15 protein-coding genes are annotated in these 21,543 nt (G+C 60.2%); 2 read left to right on the top strand and 13 right to left on the bottom strand.

The features are described from left to right. Positions 1–78: 78 nt before the first annotated feature. From AC0J41_RS03055 to yaaA, 13 genes are all read right to left on the bottom strand, one after another. Entirely contained in the window at positions 79–1,530 is a 1,452-nt protein-coding gene (locus AC0J41_RS03055; protein ID WP_025112127.1) for a mannose-1-phosphate guanylyltransferase/mannose-6-phosphate isomerase, read from the bottom strand. Between the two features lie 215 nt (positions 1,531–1,745). Continuing rightward, the gene (locus tag AC0J41_RS03060) at positions 1,746–2,402 is read right to left on the bottom strand and encodes an alginate O-acetyltransferase AlgF (RefSeq protein WP_025112128.1); all 657 of its coding nucleotides are present in this window, start codon (positions 2,400–2,402) and stop codon (positions 1,746–1,748) included. Between the two features lie 15 nt (positions 2,403–2,417). Next, complete coding sequence (locus AC0J41_RS03065) at positions 2,418–3,593, bottom strand: alginate O-acetyltransferase (protein WP_473014531.1); 1,176 nt, start codon at positions 3,591–3,593, stop codon at positions 2,418–2,420. Positions 3,594–3,603: 10 nt separating this feature from the next. Then, positions 3,604–5,169 carry an MBOAT family O-acyltransferase gene (locus AC0J41_RS03070; protein ID WP_473014532.1) on the bottom strand — a complete coding sequence of 522 codons (1,566 nt, stop codon included), beginning with the start codon at positions 5,167–5,169 and terminating at the stop codon, positions 3,604–3,606. 211 nt (positions 5,170–5,380) lie between these two features. Next, on the bottom strand, positions 5,381–6,505 hold the full coding sequence (locus tag AC0J41_RS03075) for a mannuronate-specific alginate lyase (protein WP_025112131.1): 1,125 nt from the start codon (positions 6,503–6,505) through the stop codon (positions 5,381–5,383). A gap of 8 nt (positions 6,506–6,513) precedes the next feature. Further along, complete coding sequence (locus tag AC0J41_RS03080) at positions 6,514–7,974, bottom strand: alginate O-acetyltransferase (protein WP_473014533.1); 1,461 nt, start codon at positions 7,972–7,974, stop codon at positions 6,514–6,516. 10 nt (positions 7,975–7,984) lie between these two features. Then, positions 7,985–9,571: a mannuronan 5-epimerase AlgG gene (gene algG, locus AC0J41_RS03085; protein WP_473014534.1), complete on the bottom strand. Its 1,587-nt coding sequence runs from the start codon at positions 9,569–9,571 to the stop codon at positions 7,985–7,987. A gap of 26 nt (positions 9,572–9,597) precedes the next feature. Next, positions 9,598–11,079, bottom strand: a complete 1,482-nt coding sequence (locus AC0J41_RS03090; protein WP_025112134.1) for an alginate export family protein — start codon at positions 11,077–11,079, stop codon at positions 9,598–9,600. After that, positions 11,076–12,575 carry an alginate biosynthesis TPR repeat lipoprotein AlgK gene (gene algK / locus AC0J41_RS03095; RefSeq protein WP_473014535.1) on the bottom strand — a complete coding sequence of 500 codons (1,500 nt, stop codon included), beginning with the start codon at positions 12,573–12,575 and terminating at the stop codon, positions 11,076–11,078. The genes AC0J41_RS03090 and algK overlap by 4 nt, the downstream gene beginning before the upstream one ends. A 15-nt stretch (positions 12,576–12,590) precedes the next feature. After that, the gene (locus AC0J41_RS03100; RefSeq protein WP_025112136.1) at positions 12,591–13,760 is read right to left on the bottom strand and encodes an alginate biosynthesis protein Alg44; all 1,170 of its coding nucleotides are present in this window, start codon (positions 13,758–13,760) and stop codon (positions 12,591–12,593) included. A gap of 35 nt (positions 13,761–13,795) precedes the next feature. Next, positions 13,796–15,277 (bottom strand): mannuronan synthase, encoded by a 1,482-nt coding sequence (gene alg8, locus AC0J41_RS03105; protein WP_371262583.1) that lies wholly within the window; start codon positions 15,275–15,277, stop codon positions 13,796–13,798. Between the two features lie 106 nt (positions 15,278–15,383). Next, the gene (locus AC0J41_RS03110; protein WP_473014536.1) at positions 15,384–16,700 is read right to left on the bottom strand and encodes a nucleotide sugar dehydrogenase; all 1,317 of its coding nucleotides are present in this window, start codon (positions 16,698–16,700) and stop codon (positions 15,384–15,386) included. 810 nt (positions 16,701–17,510) lie between these two features. Next, positions 17,511–18,290, bottom strand: a complete 780-nt coding sequence (yaaA, locus tag AC0J41_RS03115; protein WP_473014537.1) for a peroxide stress protein YaaA — start codon at positions 18,288–18,290, stop codon at positions 17,511–17,513. A gap of 315 nt (positions 18,291–18,605) precedes the next feature. Here yaaA and AC0J41_RS03120 point away from each other — a divergent pair, with 315 nt between their 5' ends. Continuing rightward, positions 18,606–19,682, top strand: coding sequence for a polysaccharide deacetylase family protein (locus tag AC0J41_RS03120; RefSeq protein ID WP_473015968.1), 1,077 nt, complete (start codon positions 18,606–18,608; stop codon positions 19,680–19,682). Between the two features lie 337 nt (positions 19,683–20,019). Beyond that, a complete protein-coding gene (locus tag AC0J41_RS03125; protein ID WP_025112141.1) occupies positions 20,020–21,414 on the top strand; it encodes a PhoH family protein in 1,395 nt (464 codons plus the stop codon). Positions 21,415–21,543 lie beyond the last annotated feature (129 nt).

Raw genomic sequence — 21,543 nt, forward strand, 5'->3', positions numbered from 1 at the left:
GGATAAAAAAAGCCCCCGCCCAACCCACTGCGGATAGGGGGCGCAGCGGGCTGGACGGGGCTTCTCATTGCGGGTTGATCACTGCGCGATGGTTTTCACCGACACGCCGCGTTCGATCGGAGTTGAGCGACCGTAGATGTCTTCGAAGCGCTCGATATCGTCTTCACCCAGGTACGAGCCCGACTGTACTTCGATGATTTCCAGCGGGATCTTGCCCGGGTTGCGCAGACGGTGCACCGAGGCGATCGGGATGTAGGTCGACTGGTTTTCGCAGAGCAGGAACACGTTTTCATCGCAGGTCACTTCGGCGGTGCCACTGACCACGATCCAGTGCTCGGCGCGGTGGTGGTGCATCTGCAGCGACAGGCACGCGCCCGGTTTCACCGAGATGTGCTTGACCTGGAAACGCCCGCCCATGTCCACCGAATCGTACGAACCCCATGGACGATAGACTTCGCAGTGGTTCTGGGTTTCGCTGCGGCCCTGCTCGTTGAGCGTGTTGACCATCTGCTTGACGCCCTGAACCTTGTCTTTGTGGGCGATCATCATCGCGTCTTTGGTTTCGACCACGACGATGTTTTCCAGGCCGATCACCGACACCAGTTTGCCGTTGCCGTGGATCATGCAGTTTTTGCTGTCCTGAATCACCACATCGCCTTTGCTGACGTTGCCGTTAGCGTCCTTCTCGTTGACTTCCCACAGCGACGACCAGCAACCGACATCGCTCCAGCCGGCGGTCAGCGGCACCACGCAGGCGCGTTGGGTTTTTTCCATCACCGAGTAGTCGATGGAGTTGTCCGGGCAGCAAGCGAAGGTGGCTTCGTCGAAGGTGATGGTGTCGTTGTCCTGCTCGCTGCGCTCAAGGGTCAGCAGGCAGGTGTCGTAGATGTCCGGATCGTGTTTTTTCAGCTCTTCGAGGAAGCGGCTGGCGCGGAACAGGAACATGCCGCTGTTCCAGTAGTAACCCCCGGATTCGACGTACTCGGTGGCGCGTTTGACGTCGGGTTTTTCGACGAAGTGCGAAACGCGGCTGACGCCTTCGGGCAGCAGCGAATCGCCGGTGGATTTGATGTAGCCGTAACCGGTTTCCGGTTTGGTCGCCGGCACGCCGAACAGCACCATTTCGCCGTTTTCGGCGGCCACGGTGGCCAGGGCGAGGGCACGTTGCAGGGCTTTCTGGTCTTCCAGCACGTGGTCGGCCGGCAGCACCAGCATCAACTCGTCACGGCCTTCGTTGACCAACATCATCGCGGTCAGCGCCACCGCCGGCGCCGTGTTGCGGCCGAACGGCTCCATCAGGATGCGCTGGCATTCGAGATTGCGATTGGCCAACTGCTCGTTGACGATGAAGCGGTGATCCTTGTTGCAGACCACGATCGGCGTGTCCATGCCTTCGAACACCAGGCGTTCCAGGGTTTGCTGGAACAGCGTGTGTTCACCGGTCAGGGCGAGGAATTGCTTGGGGAATTGCTTGCGCGAAAGCGGCCAAAGACGTGAACCGCTACCACCTGACAAGATCACCGGAATCATATTGTTTACTCCATAAAATCGATTGGTTAGAGGCACGAACGTTGTGTCGTTTCACTCTTGTTGTTGTCTCGTATCCGAACTGACAACCCGGTCAAGGGTGGGAGGGGGCTTGCTCCCGAAGGCGGTGCATCAGTCGACACATCTGTTGAATGTCGGACCGCTTTCGCGAGCAGGCTCGCTCCCACAGGGGGGATTGAGTCAGTTCGGAAAATTTGTTAGCGGGTCGACACCGGGCGTTTCACCCAGACTGGCGACAGGCTGCTGCCGGAACCCGTGACGTACAGCACTGCGGCCTCACCGCGCTCCAGGGCGACCGGTTTCACGTCGCCGACTTTCTTGTCGCCTTCGTACAGCGCCAGGCTGACTTTCACCGGGTTGATTTCACGTTCGCCACGGCCCTTGGCAGCCACGTTCGGCACCACGTCGGTCTTGCCGTCGGCGGTCTTCAGGGTCAGCGGTTTGTCGCTGAGGTTCTGCACGCGCACCAGGGATTTCTGCTTGTTCTTGAACGGCGGCTCTTCAATCAGTTGCGGCGCGCCGGAAGCGTTGTTGACCAGGGTGTAGTAATGGTCACCGGCGAGTTTCACCGGCAGGGTCTGGCTGCCGACCTTGGCGCTGTAGTCGCCGCCCGGCATGAAGCTGAAGTCGCTGCTGGCCAGTGGCGCAACGTCGCTCAGGCTGGTGCTGCCGACGGTGGCACTGACTTCGGCGTTACTGGCGTTGTAGACCCGCACGAAGGTCGAGCCTTTCGGGGCAGTCGGGCCGTACAGCGCGGCGTCACCACCGGCAAAAGCCTGTACCGACAGCACGCTCAGACCCGCAACCAGAGCGAAGCTTTTAGCGAGACGACGAGGAGTAGTTGTGAAAGTCATGGTGTTACCTCTCTTTCAGTTTTGCGCCCGATCGGGCGTCTCGGATTTAGTGTTGATGGCTACGTTTTGTTGGCGAGCACCGGCTTGTTTGAGCTCTGCGACCCACTGCGGGTCGGCGTCGCCGATTTCGTTGTTCACAGGCAGATATCGTTCAGGAAACTCCCAGATCAGCACCTGTGGCGGGCTGTTCTTGAAGTCATCGCTTTTCAGGTAGCTGAGCATCGGCAGGATCGGGCCGTGGCCGTCTTCGGCGTAGTTCACGACGTCGCTGTGCAGCGCTTGCTTGAGCGCACCGACGAAGTTCCAGTTGGGGTTGGCGCTGTAGCTGGTGCCGATCAGTGCGACCGGTACTTCGCTGTTGGCGAACAGCGCGTCGTCACCGGCAGGCTGCTCGGCGGCGGCCACGGTGTTGCGTTTTTGCAGCGGTTCTTGCGCCGGCATCAGGTTTTCGAACAGCGGATCGAGCGGCAGGAACAGACGCAGATCGCCCTTGTGCGTGACCTTCTCCGCCGGCGTGGTGATGAAGCGTTGCGGCTCGCCGCTGAGCGGGAACTTGGCGGCGATGGTCTTGGCCAGGGTGTTGGCGGCGATCTCGGCGCCTTCAGGCGTCCAGTGCGTGTCGGTGCGCAGGAACACTTGCTGACCGTTCTGTTTGGCCTGTTGCAGCGGGCCGAGCAGGTCAGGGGCGAGGATCTTGTCGGCCGCAACGCGGTTGTGGAAGTCCTGATAGAGGTTGGCGTGGATGCTCGCCGGTTTCACTTCACCCAGGTGTTCCGGGTACAGGCGCACCTTGGCCGGAACGATCGCCATCACCAGTTTCACGCCTTTGGCCTTGAGGGTCTGGCGCACGCCTTCGACCAGCGCGTAGTTGCCTTGCAGGTTCAGCTCTTCGTTGACGATCGGGTTGAATTCCTCGTCGCTGTACAGCCACTGATCGCGCCCGAGCACCACGCCCGGACGACCTTCGTTGAACAGTTTGAAATCCAGCGCAGCCCAGAGGTTGGTGCCCAGACGCTTGATCGGAAACTGATCGTCGTAGTGGGTTTCCACGGCTTTGGTCCAGCGACCGTTGAGCACCGTCGCATCGGCGTTGGTGCTGAAGCCGAAGAAGCTGCGCACCGACCACAGACCGAGCACCAGCAGGGTCACCAGAAACAGCGCGATGTAGAAGATGCGTAATGAGCGGGTCATGTCAGATCCCTCAGAACTGGAAGTAAAGGAACGGCGAGAAGCTTTGCGCCGAGAGTTTGAGAATCGAGGCGATGAACAGCAGCAGGATCAGCCCGCGCATCACGTAGCGCGACCAGTCCGCCGTCCAGTACGCCGGTTGCACCTGGGCGTCGACGCCGACGGTGTAGCCAGGCTCATGGATGTTCGCCGGGTTTTCGCCGGGAGCGGCTTTGATCAGGCCAGGCTGTGCGCCGGCAGGGCCGTCGCTTTCGACGTTGACCACGGGTTTGCTCTTGACCGGTGCCTGGTTGGTGTACAGATCACGCAGGCCGAAGAACGCCAGCGTCACGTACGCCACCACCAGAGTCGCCACTTGCAGGCCGGTAAGGCTGGCCTGATTGAGTTCCGACAGCGACCAGTCGCCGAAGCTGAACATTGCGCCGTACATGCGGCCGGCAACGTGCAGGTTCTCGGCGCGGAAGATCACCCAGCCCATCACCACCAACAGGAAGGTCAGTGCCCAGCGGATCGGATTGAGGCTGCGCGGCGAGGTGTTGATGCCGAGCATTTTTTCGATCGCCAGCCACATGCCGTGCCAGGCGCCCCAGACGATGTAAGTGATGTTCGCACCGTGCCACAGACCACCCAGAAGCATGGTCAGGAACAGGTTGCGATAGGTCATCAGCGTGCCTTTACGGTTACCGCCGAGGGTGATGTACAGATAGTCACGCAGCCAGGTCGACAGGCTGATGTGCCAGCGACGCCAGAACTCGGTGATCGACTGGCTGATATACGGTTGCTTGAAGTTTTCCATGAAGCGGAAACCCATCATCAAGCCCAGACCGATGGCCATGTCGCTGTAACCGGAGAAGTCGAAGTACAGCTGTGCGGTGTAGGCCAGTGCGCCGAGCCAGGCATCCCCCGTGGTCGGGTTTTGCAGGGCGAAGCAGTGGTCGGCCACCACCGCGAGGGTGTCGGCAATGAAGACCTTCTTGATGAAACCCTGCATGAACCGCGTGCAGCCCTCGGAGAACTTGTCGAGGGTGTGCGTACGGTTGTTGAACTGGTCGGCGAGGTCGCGGAAACGCAGGACCGGGCCGGCAATCAGATGCGGGAAGATCGCCACGAACGCCGCGAAGTCGATCAGGTTACGCGTGGCCGGGGTGTCGCCGCGGTACACGTCGATGATGTAGCTGATCGACTCGAAGATGTAGAACGAGATGCCGATCGGCAGCAGCACGTGGGTCAGGATGAACGGCTCCAGACCGAACGAGGTCATGATCGCGTTGATGCTGTCCACGCCGAAGTTGGCGTATTTGAAGTAGCCGAGGATGCACAGATCGACCGCCACACCGAGCAGCAGCCAATGCTGTGCCGGTTTGGTGCGGACACCGGCGGCACCGACTTTCAGGCCGATCCAGTAGTTCCACAAGGTGACGCCGGCGAACAGCGCCAGGAAGTCCACCCGCCACCACGCGTAGAACACGTAGCTGGCGATCAGCAGCAACAGGTTGCGGTAGCGTTGCCCGCTCAGATAGTACAAGCCGAGAAAGATCGGCAAGAACAGAAACAGGAACACGTTGGATGAAAATACCATCCCGATCTCTCCATGTTTGAACCAACAGTCAAGGGCCAAAGCCCCCCCAAACCCCCCATGGAAACCGGGAGGGCTAACTCACACATCTCAAACCTGACACTTGACTGTGGGAGCGAGCCTGCTCGCGAAGGCGTCGTGTCAGTCGACATCCGTTTTGAATGTCAGACCGTATTCGCGAGCAGGCTCGCTCCCACAGGTTTTGCGTTCGGTCTTACGAACCCTTGTTGCCCTTTTCATGCGAAGGGTCGTAGACCTTGGTCAGGTCGCCACCGAGGCGGAAGGTCTTGAACGGTTGCATGCCGTGTTTCTTCTCCAGCACATCCGCCGGGCAGGTGTAGAGGCTGCAGAACGGTTCGAGCCAGGCGAATTTCATGTCCTCTTTCAGATCGGTCATGTCCTGCTCTTTGCCGTTCTTCTTCTCGAACGCGTCCGGGTCTTTCACCCCGGCCAGTACCCGGTCACCCAGGCGCTTCAGCGCGCTGTTGTTTTCCTGACGCAGATCGACACCGTTGACCTGGGCGAAACTGGCGATCATCGCCAGCGGTGGCAGGGCGTAGTTGTGATAGGCGAGGGCACGTTGCTGGCGCTTGAGTTCGTTCGGCAAGTAGCCGTCGGCATCGACCTGATTGACCCCGACCTTGTATTCCTTGACCGCCCAATCGAACAGGTCGCGACGGTTGGTCGCGACCGACGTCGCCATCACTGACCACGCCGCCCAGTACGAGTGGTTGTTGGTTTTTTCCAGCGGCAGGTTGTCCCAGTCGCTGACCACCTGATCGGCCATCTTGCTGAACCAAGCTTCGATCTGCTGCGCCTCTTGCTGATGTGCGGCCAGCGGGTGCGAGTCGGAGAACTTCAGGCGAATGTAGGACGAGGCCATGCTGCCCAGCGCCCATTTGCGCATCGACTTGCCGGTGTGGTTGAAGTCTTTCGACATCAGTGCATCGGCCTTGGCCCACGCGGTCAGCCAGTTCAGCGTGCAGTCGAGTTGCTCCGGGCGACCGTCGCGCATGAACTGCATCACCCGTTTGGCGGTGCCGCGTTCCAGCGTGGTGATGTCTTTGGTGGTGTCGCGGAAGGCTTTTTCCGACTGCACGTTCAGCGTCGCGCGGGCCTTGTCCGAGCCTTCGTATTTGCTGCGAAATTGCAGCGGCCCGGTGTACGGCGCCGGCATCGCGTCGCAGCCTTCGCTCTTGTCGCCGGTCTTGAATTTATCCACCGGTGCGAAGTAGCCCTGTGGCGGACGCAGTGGCGCGGCGGCCTGAGTGGCCCCGGCGAACATCGCCAGGCTCAACAGGGTGGGAGCCAATAAAGATTTCAATGTCGGATTTCGCATAGCAGACCTCATTGCCCGACCTGAGCGGTTTGTTGCCCAGCGCCCGGGAATACGTTGCGTTTGCAGATTTTCGCTTCGACTTTTTGTGGCGCGGTGCCCGCTTCCGGACCCTGGACTTCGACGGCCAGCAGGTTTTGCGAGGCCCAGTCTTCGTCGGTGCGCAACTCAAAGGCGAAACGACCGTCGGTGTCGGAGGTTTCCGGTTTCTCGATTTTGATGTCCTCGTGGCGACCGTTCATGTACCAGAGGGTGGCGTGCAGGGTTTTCACCGAGGTGTCGGCGAAGCGGATGTCGACCTGGTGGCTGCTGTTCTGCAGGTTCAGGTTCTTGCTGTTGACCAGCAGTTCTTGCTTGGTGCCCGGTTTCAGCGTGGTGCTGCCGGTCATCTGGGCCTCTTTGCCTTCGCAGCCGTTGTCGAGCAGGGACATCATCTGGCGATAGATGGTTTCCTGATCGAGGCGGTACAGCGGCGAGAATTCCCAGATGAGAATCTTCGGTGGGGTCTTCTGGAATTCGTCGCTGCCCAGGTACTGCAGCATCGAACCTTCCAGACCACCGCCGGGGAAGGCGACGTTGAGAATGTCGGCGCCGATGGCTTCTTCGAGGAAGCCGGCGAAGTTGTAGTTCTTGCCGCTGTGCGAGGTGCCCACCAGAGTGATCTGCGGGTTGCCGGAGTCACCGAACAGGTCGCCGTCACCGGCTTCGCCTTTCGGCTCGGTGGTGAACTGGTCCATGTACTGGATCGCGTAACTGGTGCCGCACAGTTGCCCGGCCATGTTGTGCAGGGTGCCGGTCTTGCCCATGCGCCCGGAGCGCTTGGTCTCGAATTCACGCTTGGGAATGTCGGCGAAGGCCGGGATCTGCTTGACCTTCTCGGCGACGATTTTTGCCGTGCGCTGCGCACCGTACGGCGTCCAGTGCTGGTCGCCGCGGAAGTAGAAATCGTGGGCGGGCAGGGTGTCCGGCAGCGATTCGTTGGTCAGCGGCGACAGGTCCGGCACCACGTAACCCATCTTGGCGAAACGCCCGAGCATGGTTTTGTAGTTGCCCAGCGCTTTGTCGTAATCGAACGCGGCTTTTTCCTGCGGGTTGAGCTTGTTGCGGTTCACCAGGCCACGGGTCGGCTGATAGACGATCACCAGTTCAACGCCCTTGGCCTTGAAGGCATCGTGCAGCTGTTGCAGGCGTTTGTAACCGGCCGGGGTGGTGTTGAATTCGGTGCGCAAGTCTTCCTGGGTCCGGAACAACCAGTCGCCCTGCGCCTGCACCAGGGTGGTGAAGTTCTGCTGATAACGCGTGGTGTAGTTCTTTGCGTCGTGGGCGGCGGGGCACAGGTTGCAGCACGGTTCGGCGCTGAACTTCGGCGGTGTGGCACCCGCCGCTGCGTCGGCGCGAGCGCCTTGGCTGGCCGTGAGAATGCCCACGGTCAGGGCCGACAGGCTGAGTAATTTGATCAAGTGTGGGTGCATAAAATTATCCTCAGTCCCGCATTTCGGTCTGGCGTTCGACAGGGTCGATCAGCACGGCTTTCTGCTGGCGCACCAGCAGGTCGAGAATTTCATCCTGGCGCTCGCCGAGGATGCCGTTGAAGCTGATGCCGCTGGATTTGGTCGGCGCCAGCATCGATACGCGGTACAGCTCGACGCTCAACGGCGAGTCGATGGCCATCGGGCCGCTGCCGTTGGCCGCCAGTTCACCGCCGACCACGATCAGCGACACCTGGGCGTCGAACGGGTCGAGCTTGATGTCACGGTCGGTGTCGGTCAGGTCCTTGATGTGGCCGTAGACGCCGGTCAGGCCGTTGGCCATGGCAACGTTTTCGTAGAGGCGGATGTTCACGCTGTTACGAATGCGGATGCCGTGGCGCTTGTTGCTGATGACCTTGTTGCCCCACAGCAAGTTGTCGGCGGACTCGTAGAGGGTGATGCCGTCGGTGTGGTTCTTGTAGATCTCGTTGTAGGCGATGATGTTGTTGACGCTGTTACGGTCGATCACCAGGCCCGAGAGGTGGTTGTCGAAGCTCTTGTTGTTGAAGATGAAGCTGTCGTTGACCTCGCGGGAAATGATGATCCCGTGCTTCTTCTTCGTACCGTGGACAGTGTTCTCGGCAATGATCAGACCGTGGGAACGGTCGTGCGGGTCGATGCCGTAGACGATGTTGTCCTTGTAGGTGTTGCCCTTGACCACGAAGTCGCGGGTCTCGTAGCAGTAGAAGCCGTACCACATGTCCGAGAACTCGGAGCCGACGATCCAGCCAGTCGGTTCTGGGCGCTTGAGGACCTTGGCCATGTTCGGTGTGTACTGGGAAATACTCACCCCGTAAGACTTACTGTTGGCGTAGCCGAAGCTGGCCATCTTGCTGTTGACGATGTAGGTCTCGGTGCCACCCCAGGCCAGCAGGAACGGACGAAATTCCTTCGGCGAACGGAAGGTGGCCGGGCCGTTGTCCTTCTCGCGCCAGCCGGTGACCTTGGTGTCACGCACGAACAGCTGGCCGTCGTTGACCAGGAATGAACCCGCCTCTTGCGACAGGCGCAATTCCTGGGTCTGGCCATCGATTTCGAGGATGCCTTTGCGCCCGACCACGATCGGCAACTTCGCCAGGTACACGCCCGGCGAGGTTTCGCTGAAGTACTGCTTGGGCAGTTTCTGCGCCAGATCCTTGAGGTTCAGGTAACCGTCGTCGACGAAGATCGCCTGCGGGATGCCGTGCTGACGCACCACCCATTCGGCCATCTTGTTGTCGCCGCCGATGAAGTCCTTCAGCGCGTCTTCCTGCATCATCCGGCGCACGCTGATCTTGCCCGCTTTGCTGCGCACGATTTTCGCGGCGGCGGCCTCGGCGGTGAAGCGGGACAGGTCGGGCAGTTTCGGCTTGGCCAGTTCCAGCGCCTCGGTCGGCGCGCTGCTGACGGTGTAGGTCTTGGCTTGTTGCAGCTCTTTGGCGGTGGTCACCGGTTTGCCCTGTTGAGGCACAGCCGGTTCCACCGTGGCGAAGGCGCCAGCGGAGGCCAGCAGCATGGCGCCGGCCAACAGGCTGATCGAGCCTTTCCTTGCATGGTGCATGTCGGGCACTCCCTTGGCGGTTTGCATCAGAAGCGCCAGATCACGTCGATGAACGCGCGGTGCATGTACGAGTCAACCTGCTTGCCGTAGGCATCGCCCGGTTTGAACACACCGCCACGAAAACGCACGAGGGCCGAAGGCTCGTCGATCGACTGGCTCAGCGCTGCCGGCAACAGGCCTTGCTTGAAGTACTTGGTGACGACCAGGTCCATCTCCTGACCCAAGTCCTTGTTGCCGTCTTCAAGCGGCAGCGAAGTGCTGGAGAGGATCGCGCCGGTGACGTCGTCGGTGTTGTTTTCCACGGCATTGATGCCGTTGCTGCCCACCGGCTTGTTGCCGTCCACGCGCCAGAACTTGTGGTAGATCAGGCTGGCGTCGTACTGGTCGTTGAGCATCCACGAACCGAACAGGGTAGCGGTCTGCATATTGCTCATTTCGCCACGGAACGCTTCGCCGAAACGGTGAACACGTGATCGCGTACCGGTGTAGTTGGAGCGGTTGCTCTCCAGACCATTCTGTTGGTAATCGGCGCTGGCACGGGCATACGCCGCACCGACCTGCCACTGCGGATCGAGGCGCAGACGCACGCCGAGGTCGGTGGCCCAGCCGTTGATGTCATCGCTGCGCTTGGCTTGTGCCGGGCGCGTGCCATCGGCGTTCAAGGCGTTGACCGTGTCACGGTCGCCGCTCATGCCGGTGATGCTGCCCCAGTAGTTGACGGTATTGGTGTTGCGCCAGTTATAGGCGTCGCTGTCGGCGGTCAGGCCGAGCCAGCTGATGTCGCCGTTCTGGGTTTTGTCGAGGGTGTCGCGGGGCACGCCCGGTTCGGCGTAATCGAGTTTGCCGTCATCGTGGGTGTGGTGGCCGCGAATACCGACCCACTGGCCCGGTGTCCACTGGTAAGCAGCATCGGCGTAGGCGTGCAGGCGATCCTTGTCTTTCGGCGCCAGCTCTTTCAGGTCGGTGCGGTATTCGCTGAAGCGTTCGGCGACACCGGCGTTGGCGCGCAACAGGGTGGTGTCGAAGGTCCAGTTCAGCGCTTCGATGTTGGTGTCGCGCCACTGGCCGTCGTCGTTGCGCAGGCGCTGGCGACCGAACTTGAGGATTTCGCCGGGGTAGGGCGTGAAGCCGCTGTAGCCGACCCAGAACTCGCGCATCGCGAGGTAGTTTTTCTTGGTCTGGCGGTCACCACTGTCGGTGGTTTCGGCGCCGTCGGATTGCTGCAAGGTGTCGGTCTCGATGATATCGGTCGAGGTCACGGCCTGGCCCATGGCGTAGGCGCTCCACGCGCCGCTTTCGCCGTAGATCCACGGACGCAGGTCCAGGCCCACACCGTTGACGTCGCCACCGGGTGCGGTGCCGAGGTCGCGGTCGTCTTCGGACTGGCCGGTGATTTTCACTTCCAGGCCGAAGTTCTTGCTTTCGGTCATCGCGGCCAGTGTCGGGCAAGACCAGATCAGCGCGAACGTGAGGCCAATACCGGCCTTCACAAAGGGATTCAACTTCATAGGGATTCCTCGCCGTCTTCTTGCAGGGCGTGCAGTTGCAGCGTGTTCTGGTTCAGGGCGCCACGGCTGGCCTGTTCCTGTTGCAGCAGGCGCTGGGCTTCGGCCAGACGCTCGGGCGGCAATTGCGCTGCGAGGGTGGTCGCCAGTTCATCGGCTTGCGGGGTGTTCTGCGCCTTGGCCAACTGGCTGAACACATAGGCGTTGAGCGGGTCGGGCTGGGTGCCCTTGCCTTGGGAAAACAGTTGGGCGATGGCGAAATCGGCGCTGTTCTGGCCGTTGCGTGCAGCGGTCAGCAGGTGGTCGAGAGCCTTCTGCGGATAAACCTTGCCGAGGTATCCACGGCGATAGATCTGGCCGAGGTAATAGTCGGCGGCGACTTCACGACCGACGGCTTTCTGGAAGTGTGCTTCGGCAACTTTCGCGTCGGCCGGCACCAGTTTGCCTTCGTAGTAGAGCTTGCCCAGCAACAGTTCTGCGCGCGGCTGGTCGGCGGCGCGGCCGTTGTCGAGGTACTTCATCATCTGGTCAACGTCGCCCAGTTCCGGGTAGTCGTAGAGCAGTTGCGCGAGGGTCACCCATGATGCCGGGTAGCCTGGTGCGATCGGTTCGAGCAGTGACTGCGCGGTCTTCTCGTCGGTTTTGCCCAAGGTCGAATCGGCCAGCACGCGGGCCACGGAATCGACACGCTGCGCGCTGACCGTGCCACGGCTGTAACCAGCCTGCATCTGCTTGATCACCTCGGCCTGTTGCTCCGGCTGGGCACGTTTCTGATAGACCGTGGCGAGTTCGACGTAGCAGATGTCGGTGGTGTTGAGCGCGGCCTTGCAGATCTTTTCCACGTCATCCAGATGCTGGTCGTAGGTGCCTTGGGTGCGATAGAGCAGCACCTGCGCCAGACCGGCTTCCGGGTAGCCGGATTTGCGCCACTGATCGATCTGCTGCTGGGCGTTGATGTTGGGGAAGCTGTGCGGGTATTGCAGGTACAGCATCGCCAGCGGGATCAACGTATTGCCTTCGCCATTGGCGGCGGCTTTTTTCAGCAGGCTTTCGGCTTCGTGGTGCTCGGCTTCGGTCGAGCCCGGCTTGGCCACCAGCAGGCGCCCGAGACGGGCCTGGGCCCGTGGCGAAACGTCAGCGGCGGCGCGGTAGGTCGCCTCGGCCTGTTTGATCTGCTCGGGGTCGCGGCTGTCGACCTGGATGTCGGCGAGGCCAACCTGAGCTTCGCTGTAACCGAGGTCGGCCAGTGCCCGGTAGTTCTGCGCGGCGGTCGCGGTGTCACCGCGCTTGAGCGCTTCGTTGGCCAGACGCTGGTCGGGCAGGCCGGCGCAACCTGCCAGAGAGACTGCCAAAGCCAGCGAGCACACCATCAAACCCATGTGGGAGCGAGCCTGCTCGCGAAGCAGTCGACTCGGTACATCAGACAAACCGTGCTGACCCTTTCGCGAGCAGGCTCGCTCCCACAGGGTCGGCGGTGTGTTCAAGATAGGAGTAGTCACAGGCATGTCCTCGACTTAAAGACCGGCAGCCATGGCTTTGTCGATCAGCCAGTTCAGGTTCGGGCCACGGTCGCTGTTCACTTCCACCGGGCGGCCGGCGAAGGTGCTGTCCAGCGGCTCGTCCGGCTGGATCTGCACGCGGATGTCGGAGGACAGGTCAGCGCTCTTCAGGCTGGTGCTGCTGATGATCTTGCCGGTGCGGGTCTGGTCTTCGCCGGCGATCTGGAAGCTCACGTGAGTGCCCGGACGCACGTCGCCGAACTGGCGATAAGAGAAGCGTGCATCGACAGTGGCCTGGGTGTTGCGCGGTACCAGCGTGAAGATCACGTCGCCCTTGCTCGCGTACTGACCGTCGGCCACCAGTTGCTGGGCCACGGTGCAATCGCAAGGGGAGGTCAGGGTGCCGGTCATTTGCTTGCCGAACAGTTCTTCCACCTTGGCCGGTTGCAACTGGTCTTCGTCCAGATGGCCCTTGAGCACGTCGAGCATGCTGGTGCTGAAGGTCGCCAGCGGTGCGCCTTTGGCCGCGACGCCGTCGGACTTGACCAGGCTCTGCACGGTGCCGTCGCGCGGCATGGTGATGTTCATCCCCGGCACGCTGACCAGACCTGCTTGCGCATGGCTGACGAAGTACATGCCGTACACCGACTTGAAGACGAAACCGAACGCCACCAGACCAATGGCAAAGACCCCGGCGCTGAAAGTCACCGCTTTCAGACGCCCGAACGGGGTCATGCCGCTGCCGCCGTCCTTGACCTTGCGCGCCTTGGTGAAGTTGTCACGCTGCAGGGTCGCCAGCACTTCACCCATGCTGACGATGTCGCCGGCCAGGTGCGAAGTGATCAGGTGACGCAGGGTCGAGATGTCCTGCGGTTCCAGGTTCTGGAACTGGCAACCGGCGCGGCCGGTCTGGCGGTCGTAGGAGCGCACTTGCAGCTCTACGTCCATGGCCAGGCCGAGGTTGTCGATCACGAATTGCAGACGCGCCTTGTACACCTCGCCGAGGGTCAGCGGCACTTGCCCGGCGTTGAACGCCAGACCACCGGCGGAGAGGTCAATGACCCGCGCTTCGACCGGCGTCCGGTCGGGGCCGAAGAAGCGCAGTTTGGCCGGAATTTTCACTCGGGCGTGCTGACGCTGGGCTTCGGATTCATGCACTACGTTGGCGTTGACGGCGGTATTCATAGGGGCGATTTCCTTGTTAATTCAATGGGGGCGGGTCAGACCATCATCAGCAGCACGGCGACGAAAATGCTGCCGGCGGAGAAGGTCATGGTCCGAGACGACCAGGTGTTGAACCAACGTTGAAAGCTGGCGAGATCACGGGTCAGGGAAGTGGGTTGGCGAGTCCAGGATTGCTGGTCGAGGCGGAAGAACACGTAGATCTTCACCAGCGCACCGACGATCTGGTTGTAATAGAGGATCGCCGGGTAGGCCGGGCCGATCCGGTGACCGGAGCACGACAGCAGCAGGGTCAGAATCAGTCGGGTGATGCCGATCCACAGCAGGTAGGCGAGGATGAAGGCGCCGCCGTACTTGAAGCTGGCGATGATGGCGACGGTCAGGCCCAGCAGCGAGGTCCACATCGAGACGCGCTGATCGAACAGCACCACCGAGGTGAACGCGCCAAGGCGTTTCACACCCAGGCCCAGCGCTCGCGAGTTCTGGCGCAGGTTGTTGCCGTACCAGCGGAACATCAGTTTGCGGCTGGCCTTGATGAAGCTCTTTTCCGGCGGGTGTTCAACGGTGTTGATCGCCGCGTCCGGCACGTAAAAGGTGTCGTAACCCAGGCGCATCAGGCTGAACCAGCTCGACTTGTCGTCGCCGGTGAGAAACTTGAAACGGCCCAGGCGCCAGTGTTGCAGCGAGTCGCTTTCGACGTCGGCGATGAATTCAGGGTCGGTCACCACGGTGGCGCGGAACACCGACATGCGTCCGGTCATGGTCAGTACGCGCTTGGACAGGGCCATCGAGCACATGTTGATGTGGCGCTGGGCGAAACGCAGCTTGTGCCATTCGCTCATGATGTAGCCGCCGCGCACTTCACAGAACTCGTTGGTGGTCAGGCCGCCGACGTTGCCGAACAGCTGGAACCACGGCACGGTCTTGCGCACGGTGCCTTCGCCGAGCACGGTGTCGCCATCGATCACGGCCACAACGGCGCGGTCGTCCGGCAGGTGGCGGGAGATCGCGCGGAAACCATAGGCCAGGCCATCGCGTTTGCCGGTGCCGGGAATGCGCACGAAATCGAGCTTGACCCGCTCCGGCGGATTCATCCGCGCCCACAGCGCTTTGACCAGCAACTCATCGGACATTTCGACGATCGAGCAGACCACGGTGGTCGGCAGGTCGCAGTCGATTGCTTCGCGGATCACCGAGCTGTAGACCTGCGCGGTGGTCAGCGCGTCGATACGGAAACTGGTGACCATCAGAAACACATGCGACGGGTCCGCCGCCTTACCCAGCTTGCGCACTTTGCGGCGCAGGTGCGGGTAAACGATGTAGAGGAAAATCATGCCGCGCACAAAGTGCGTTGCACCCATCGAGTAGCGCCAGATACCCACGGCGCCAATCAGGAAAATGAAGTCCTTCGACTCGGAGTCGAACGTGGACGTGGGCAGCATCAAGGCCAGGCCCATCAACAAACTGAGGTAAAACAGCCAACCGGCGGCCTGAAGTAGGCCGTGCTTTAGCCTGTGCATAATCTGCATCCGTCTCGATCTCGGGCGAGCCGTTTGGGTGGCCCGATGGGGTTAAGGCAGGCGAAGAACCGGCCGGGGGTTCAAATTCCCCGGCCGGAAGGCTGACTTACCAGCAGATACCTTCGGTGCGAGTACCGGCGTTGGTGGCTTTGGCCATGAAGCCCACCAGGTCGATGACCTGTTTGCCGTGCGGTGCTTGCTGGGCCAGCGAGCGGAATTTCTCGTCGCGGTTGCCGAGGATGATCACGTCGGAGTTGTCGATCACCGAATTGAAGTCCGCGTTGAGCAGGGACGACACGTGCGGGATCTTCGACTCGATGTAGTCCTTGTTCGCGCCATGAACACGGGCGTACTCGACGTTGCTGTCGTAGATGCTCAGGTCGTAGCCCTTGCCGATCAGCATTTCGGCCAGTTCCACCAGCGGGCTTTCGCGCAGGTCATCGGTCCCGGCCTTGAAGCTCAGGCCGAGCAGGGCGACTTTGCGTTTGTCGTGGCTTTCAACGATGTCGAAGGCGTTCTGCACTTGCGATTCGTTGCTGCGCATCAGCGAGTTGAGCAGCGGCGCTTCGACGTCCAGCGAACCGGCGCGATAGGTCAGGGCGCGCACGTCTTTGGGCAGGCACGAACCGCCGAAGGCGAAGCCCGGGCGCATGTAGTACTGGGACAGGTTGAGGGTCTTGTCCTGGCAGACCACGTCCATCACTTCACGGCCATCGACGCCGACCGCTTTGGCGATGTTGCCGATCTCGTTGGCGAAGGTCACTTTGGTCGCGTGCCAGACGTTGCAGGTGTACTTGATCATCTCGGCAACGGCGATGTCCTTGCGGATGATCGGTGCGTCGAGTTCTTCGTACAGCGACTGCAGAACGTCGCCCGAGGCCTTGTCGAACTCGCCGATGACGGTCATCGGTGGCAGGTCGTAGTCCTTGATCGCGGTGGATTCACGCAGGAACTCCGGGTTGACCGCGACGCCGAAGTCGACGCCGGCCTTCTTGCCCGAGCAGTCTTCGAGAATCGGGATCACCACGTTGGCGACGGTGCCCGGCAGCACGGTGCTGCGAACCACGATGGTGTGGCGGGTGGTTTTTTCACGCAGCACGAAACCGATCTCGCGGCACACCGCTTCGATGTAGTTCAGTTCCAGGTCGCCGTTCTTCTTGCTCGGTGTACCGACGCAGATCATCGACAGGTCGGTGTCACGAATCGCCTCGGCGAAGTTGGTTGTACCGCGCAGACGACCGGTCTCGATCCCTTGCGCCAGCAGCTCGCCCAGACCCGGCTCAACAATCGGGGATTTACCCGCATTGATCATGTCGATCTTGTCTTTGGCAACATCGACGCCAACCACGTCATGGCCCCGTGCAGACAGGCAACCGGCACACACTGCGCCAACGTAACCCAAACCAAATATGCTGATGCGCATCGCAATTACCTCTGTGTTTTATCAAGCCATTAGATGGCCGGAGTTAATGGTGTTCAGCGGTCATAGTGCACTCGGAAGTGCGGCATACAGGCGCCACAATGCCGTGTGCAGGCATACTAAGTTCCGAGTGTCTAAATAAGTGCACTCAAGATGTGCGCAACTAGGCCTAGTTGTTATGACTTGCCCTGTTATGCAGCCGATCTTCTTGCTGGAAGACTCATGTGCATGTGTCCAGTCCACCTGATGTCGGACGTAACGCCCGTAGATCAAGCGGTTGGGTGCTCAGGCGAGCACGTTTACAGGGGCGCAGCCTTGGCCTTGTAGAGGATGTTTATGGTGCGTATCACCTATCCATCGTTAGTTGATCAGAAGAGTGAACCATCTAGGCAAGTTGCTGTGACAACTTGGTTACATGGTTCTCCGCTCTGCGTAAGTTATCTCGTACAAACTCAGCGAGAATCGTTACCGGTGGTATGAGCTATGCATTTGGACATAGTTCCTACCCACTCATCGCGAAATCTGAAATTTTTTGAAATATTGCCAAAGATGGCACTGGTCTCAATTTGATAGCACTTTCGATTTCGCCCTTTATAAATAGGCGGCTAATCGCGTTAGATGTTTTTGTGCCACTACCGTGAAAAAATTTACGTGCCACTACTGAAAAAAATCACGGCTGTCGAGTGAAACTAAAATTAGAATTGGAGGGGACGATTTTATGGCGCCAATAAAACGGCGAAATAGTGCGAGGGATTTTTGACGTCGTGCGAGCTGCACGACTCTTTATAGAAAGAGTCGTGCAATGGGCATGCTTTATTCCGGGGCGTGGTCGCGCAAAAACACCAGATTGTCGGGTTTCGATTGCTCGGCGCTGAAGCGATAGCCCTGCACATCGAACTGTTTGAGGGCGGCCGGATCGTTGATCCGTTCCTGAATTACGAAACGGCTCATCAGGCCACGGGCCTTCTTCGCGTAGAAACTGATGATCTTGTACTGGCCGTTTTTGAAGTCCTTGAACTCGGTGTTGATGATTCGCGCATTCAGGGCGCTGCGCTTGACCGCCGAGAAGTACTCGTTGGAGGCCAGGTTCAGCAGCACGTCATCACCTTGCTCGGCGAGCGCTTCGTTGAGCCATTCGCTGATGCGCGTGCCCCAGAAGGCGTACAGGTCCTTGCCTCGGGCGTTGGCCAGTTTGGTGCCCATTTCCAGACGGTACGGTTGCATCAGGTCCAGCGGGCGCAGCAGGCCATAGAGGCCGGAGAGCATGCGCAGGTGCTTTTGCGCGTAATCGAACTGGGCTTCGCTGAACGATTGCGCGTCGAGACCGGTGTACACGTCACCCTTGAACGCGAGCAGGGCCTGCTTGGCGTTTTCCGGGGTGAAGGCGGGGGTCCAGCTGCCGAAACGCGCGGCATTGAGGCCGCCGATCTTGTCGGACACGTGCATCAGTTCGCTGATTTGCGCCGGGCTCAGTTCGCGCAGTTGCTGGATCAGCTCCTGGGAGTGGTCGAGGTATTGCGGCTGGGTGAAGCGCTGGGTCGCCGGCGGTGTTTCATAATCGAGGGTCTTGGCGGGGGAAATCACCATCAGCATGAAGTCGTCTCCTTTAATCGTGGGGGCGATTCTAGGGGCTTGGCCGAGTTGACTCCAGCTATGAGCGTAATAGGTGATCGATGGCCTGCCACAATCCCCATGTGGGAGGGGGCTTGCTCCCGAAGAGGCCGTATCAGCCTGCCCGTCTGCTGGATGACACACCGCATTCGGGAGCAAGCCCCCTCCCACAAGGGCATTTGTGTGGCTAAGGGAAATCGGGCGGGATCAGCTATAGTGCCGCGCGGGTTTTGTTATGGAGACACCCCTTTGCGCATTGTTCTTTTATTCACCGCGTGGCTGTTGAGCTGCGGTGCCATGGCGGCACCGGGTGATGTGGCGACGCTGGATCGCAGCACCTGGCCCGAGCAGCTCAGCAACCCGACCCTGTTCGACGTCGCGTCTCGCGCCGAAATCCTCATGTTTGCCCGTGGCCTGCTCGGCACCGAGGCGCTGGACGAGGCCGCTCTGGCCCAGCGTCTGGGGCTGCGCACGGTCAATATCGACGCGATCAGCAGCCTGCGTCAGCGGTTGTGGGAACGCCTGTTGGCCGGCTACAACTTCGCCCAGCAGAGCTGTGATCAGGACGCCTCGTTCTGCTTCCTCGTCGAGGACCTGCCGACGCTGCGCGAGCAGGCTGCCAAATTCGCGGTCAGCGACGACAGTTATTACACCAAGTGGGCAGAGCCGAGCCGGCTGTTTCATTTGCAGTACCTGGACGAGCTGATGCGCAAGGCCGCGCTGTCGCCGCAGACCAGCAGCGAAGTCGATCGTTTCGGTGACTACGAGCGCAATGGCGACGAGATGCATGACCGGCTGTTTCTGCTGAGTTTTGACAGCGCCGCCAATCTGCAGCCGGACAATACCGACTGGATCGCCGACTACCTGCGCAAGTCGAGTTTGAGCGGCACCTTCTTCCTGCTGGGCAAGGACGTACAGGCGCGGCTGGCAGATCGCTCGGTGAGCAACCTGCAATCGGAGTTCTCGAAACAGTGCGTTGGCGTGCAGGGCTGGGAATTCCGCTCCCACAGCCACTGGCAGGACTGGCAGGACTCGGTGCGCCGCAGCAGCGATCTGGTGAAGAGCAAGTTGCCGGAAAATTACGTGCCGCTGTTCCGTCCTCCAGAGGGGCAGCGACGCAGCGATGCCGGCAGTTTCTTCCGTAATCAGGGCCTGCAAGTGGCACTGTGGGACATCGATGCCCAGGACGGCGCGGGCAAACTCAAGGGGGCGCCGAGCGCGCAGCGGGTGTTGACCCTGATGCTGTTGTGGCGCCACGGGGTGATCAATTTCAACATGAAGCAGGATGCGGTGAAGACCGCGTTGCCGTGGTTGATCACGCAAACTGCGCAAAGCGGCATCGGTTGGGAGGACTGTCAGGACGGGTTTCGCTGATAAACGGCAAAAGCCCGTAAACATTGGGCTTGTGGCGATTTTTTTGCAGGATTCGATGCAGGCGGACTTCCGACTTTAGCGGGGTCTGGACGGTCCGCCAAGGGCTTTTCGTCACTCTGCAAAATAAACTTAAAAAAACCGTCAAAGTGCTTTTTTATGTCATGGGTTTTGGAGTATTACGAAGACAGACCGCCGAAACCTGCAACACAGGTGGCGTCTTCCAAGACCCGTTTGTTTGCAGTCACTTGAATCTCCGCAGGTGAGGTTTCGGCAGTCACTTCGAGGCGCAGCACCGCCCAGGTATTGCGTCGAATGGCTCCCACAAAGGTGACCGAGTATGGATGATCACGGACGTAGCCCTTCTTCCAACCAGCCAATCCTTTATGTACTCGATACCAACGTATTGATTCACGATCCAAATGCCCTGCTGAATTTCGAAGAACACCACGTCGCGATCCCGATGACCGTGCTTGAGGAACTGGACAAGCTCAAGAGCGGGCATCACAGCGTTGCCGCTGAATGTCGTCAGGCGATCCGTTTGATTGACAAGACCCTGGGCGATGCCTCCCCCGAGGATGTCGAACTGGGCGTGCCGATCCAGCGCGGCAAGGGTGGGCCGAAAGGCTTGCTGTCAATTCTGATGAGCAAGCAGGCCGAGTCGAACCTGATTCTGCCCGAGCACCTGAACGACAACAAAATCATCAACCAGTTGATCGACTTGCACACCCGTGATCCGAAGAAAGCGGTGGTGCTGGTTACCAAAGACATCAACATGCGCCTCAAGGCGCGCGCCTGCGGCATCGATGCCGAGGATTACAGCACCGACCAATTGGTCGATGACGTGTCCTTGCTGCCCAACGGCTACCACAACATGACCGGCTCGTTCTGGGACCGCGTGAGCAAGGTCGATACCCGTCAGGATCACGGCCGCACCTGGCATCAGGTGCAACTGATCGACAACCTGCCGGCGGTGCACATCAACGAGTTCATCATCGACGAACAGGGCTTTGTCGGCTGGATCAAGGAGATCGACGAGGCCAAGCTGCTGATTCTCGATCTGCACCAGGAACCGCTGCTGCACCAGGAAGCCTGGGGCCTCAAACCGCGGGATATCTATCAGAGCCTGGCGCTGTATGCGCTACTGGATCCGGATATTCATCTGGTCAACCTGTCGGGTGCGGCAGGTTCGGGTAAAACCATTCTGGCGCTGGCTGCGGCCATCGAGCAGACCATGGTCAGCAAGCGCTATCGCCGGATCATCGCGACCCGCAGCGTGCAGGGCCTGGACCAGGAAATCGGTTTCCTGCCCGGCACCGAAGCGGAAAAAATGGAGCCGTGGCTGGGCGCCATCACCGACAACCTTGAAGCCTTGCACATGGATGACGAAAACACCCATGGCAGCGTCGACTACATCCTCAGCAAAGTGCCGCTGCAGTTCAAATCACTCAATTACATTCGTGGTCGCAGCTTCCAGCAGAGCCTGATCCTGATCGACGAATGCCAGAACCTCACGCCGCACCAGATGAAAACCATCATCACCCGGGCCGGCGCCGGTTCCAAAGTGGTGTGCCTGGGTAACCTGGCACAGATCGATACCCCTTACCTGTCCGCGACCAGTTCCGGGCTGACCTACCTGACCGAACGCTTCAAGGATTTCCCCAACGGTGTGCACATCACCTTGCAGGGAGTACCGCGCTCGATTCTGGCCGAATACGCCGAATCGCATTTGTAACCCTTCAACCGAAACCGGGCGGCCCGAAAGCCGCCCGGTTTTTTTATGCCCAATAAACATCCAACTGTAGGAGTGAGCCTGCTCGCGATAGCGGTCGATCAGTCGATATCAATTCTGAATGTCTGACCG

The sequence above is a fragment of the Pseudomonas sp. Arb-4-2C genome (genome assembly GCF_055755015.1).

What these genes read in the sequence shown, in the direction of transcription:
- AC0J41_RS03060 (WP_025112128.1), bottom strand. Translation starts at nt 2,402, where the DNA reads ATGACTTTCACAACTACTCCTCGTCGTCTCGCTAAAAGCTTCGCTCTG.
- AC0J41_RS03100 (WP_025112136.1), bottom strand. Translation starts at nt 13,760, where the DNA reads ATGAATACCGCCGTCAACGCCAACGTAGTGCATGAATCCGAAGCCCAG.
- AC0J41_RS03070 (WP_473014532.1), bottom strand. Translation starts at nt 5,169, where the DNA reads ATGGTATTTTCATCCAACGTGTTCCTGTTTCTGTTCTTGCCGATCTTT.
- AC0J41_RS03090 (WP_025112134.1), bottom strand. Translation starts at nt 11,079, where the DNA reads ATGAAGTTGAATCCCTTTGTGAAGGCCGGTATTGGCCTCACGTTCGCG.
- algG (WP_473014534.1), bottom strand. Translation starts at nt 9,571, where the DNA reads ATGCACCATGCAAGGAAAGGCTCGATCAGCCTGTTGGCCGGCGCCATG.
- AC0J41_RS03055 (WP_025112127.1), bottom strand. Translation starts at nt 1,530, where the DNA reads ATGATTCCGGTGATCTTGTCAGGTGGTAGCGGTTCACGTCTTTGGCCG.
- alg8 (WP_371262583.1), bottom strand. Translation starts at nt 15,277, where the DNA reads ATGCACAGGCTAAAGCACGGCCTACTTCAGGCCGCCGGTTGGCTGTTT.
- AC0J41_RS03110 (WP_473014536.1), bottom strand. Translation starts at nt 16,700, where the DNA reads ATGCGCATCAGCATATTTGGTTTGGGTTACGTTGGCGCAGTGTGTGCC.
- AC0J41_RS03125 (WP_025112141.1), top strand. Translation starts at nt 20,020, where the DNA reads ATGGATGATCACGGACGTAGCCCTTCTTCCAACCAGCCAATCCTTTAT.
- yaaA (WP_473014537.1), bottom strand. Translation starts at nt 18,290, where the DNA reads ATGCTGATGGTGATTTCCCCCGCCAAGACCCTCGATTATGAAACACCG.
- AC0J41_RS03065 (WP_473014531.1), bottom strand. Translation starts at nt 3,593, where the DNA reads ATGACCCGCTCATTACGCATCTTCTACATCGCGCTGTTTCTGGTGACC.
- AC0J41_RS03075 (WP_025112131.1), bottom strand. Translation starts at nt 6,505, where the DNA reads ATGCGAAATCCGACATTGAAATCTTTATTGGCTCCCACCCTGTTGAGC.
- AC0J41_RS03120 (WP_473015968.1), top strand. Translation starts at nt 18,606, where the DNA reads ATGGCGGCACCGGGTGATGTGGCGACGCTGGATCGCAGCACCTGGCCC.
- AC0J41_RS03080 (WP_473014533.1), bottom strand. Translation starts at nt 7,974, where the DNA reads ATGCACCCACACTTGATCAAATTACTCAGCCTGTCGGCCCTGACCGTG.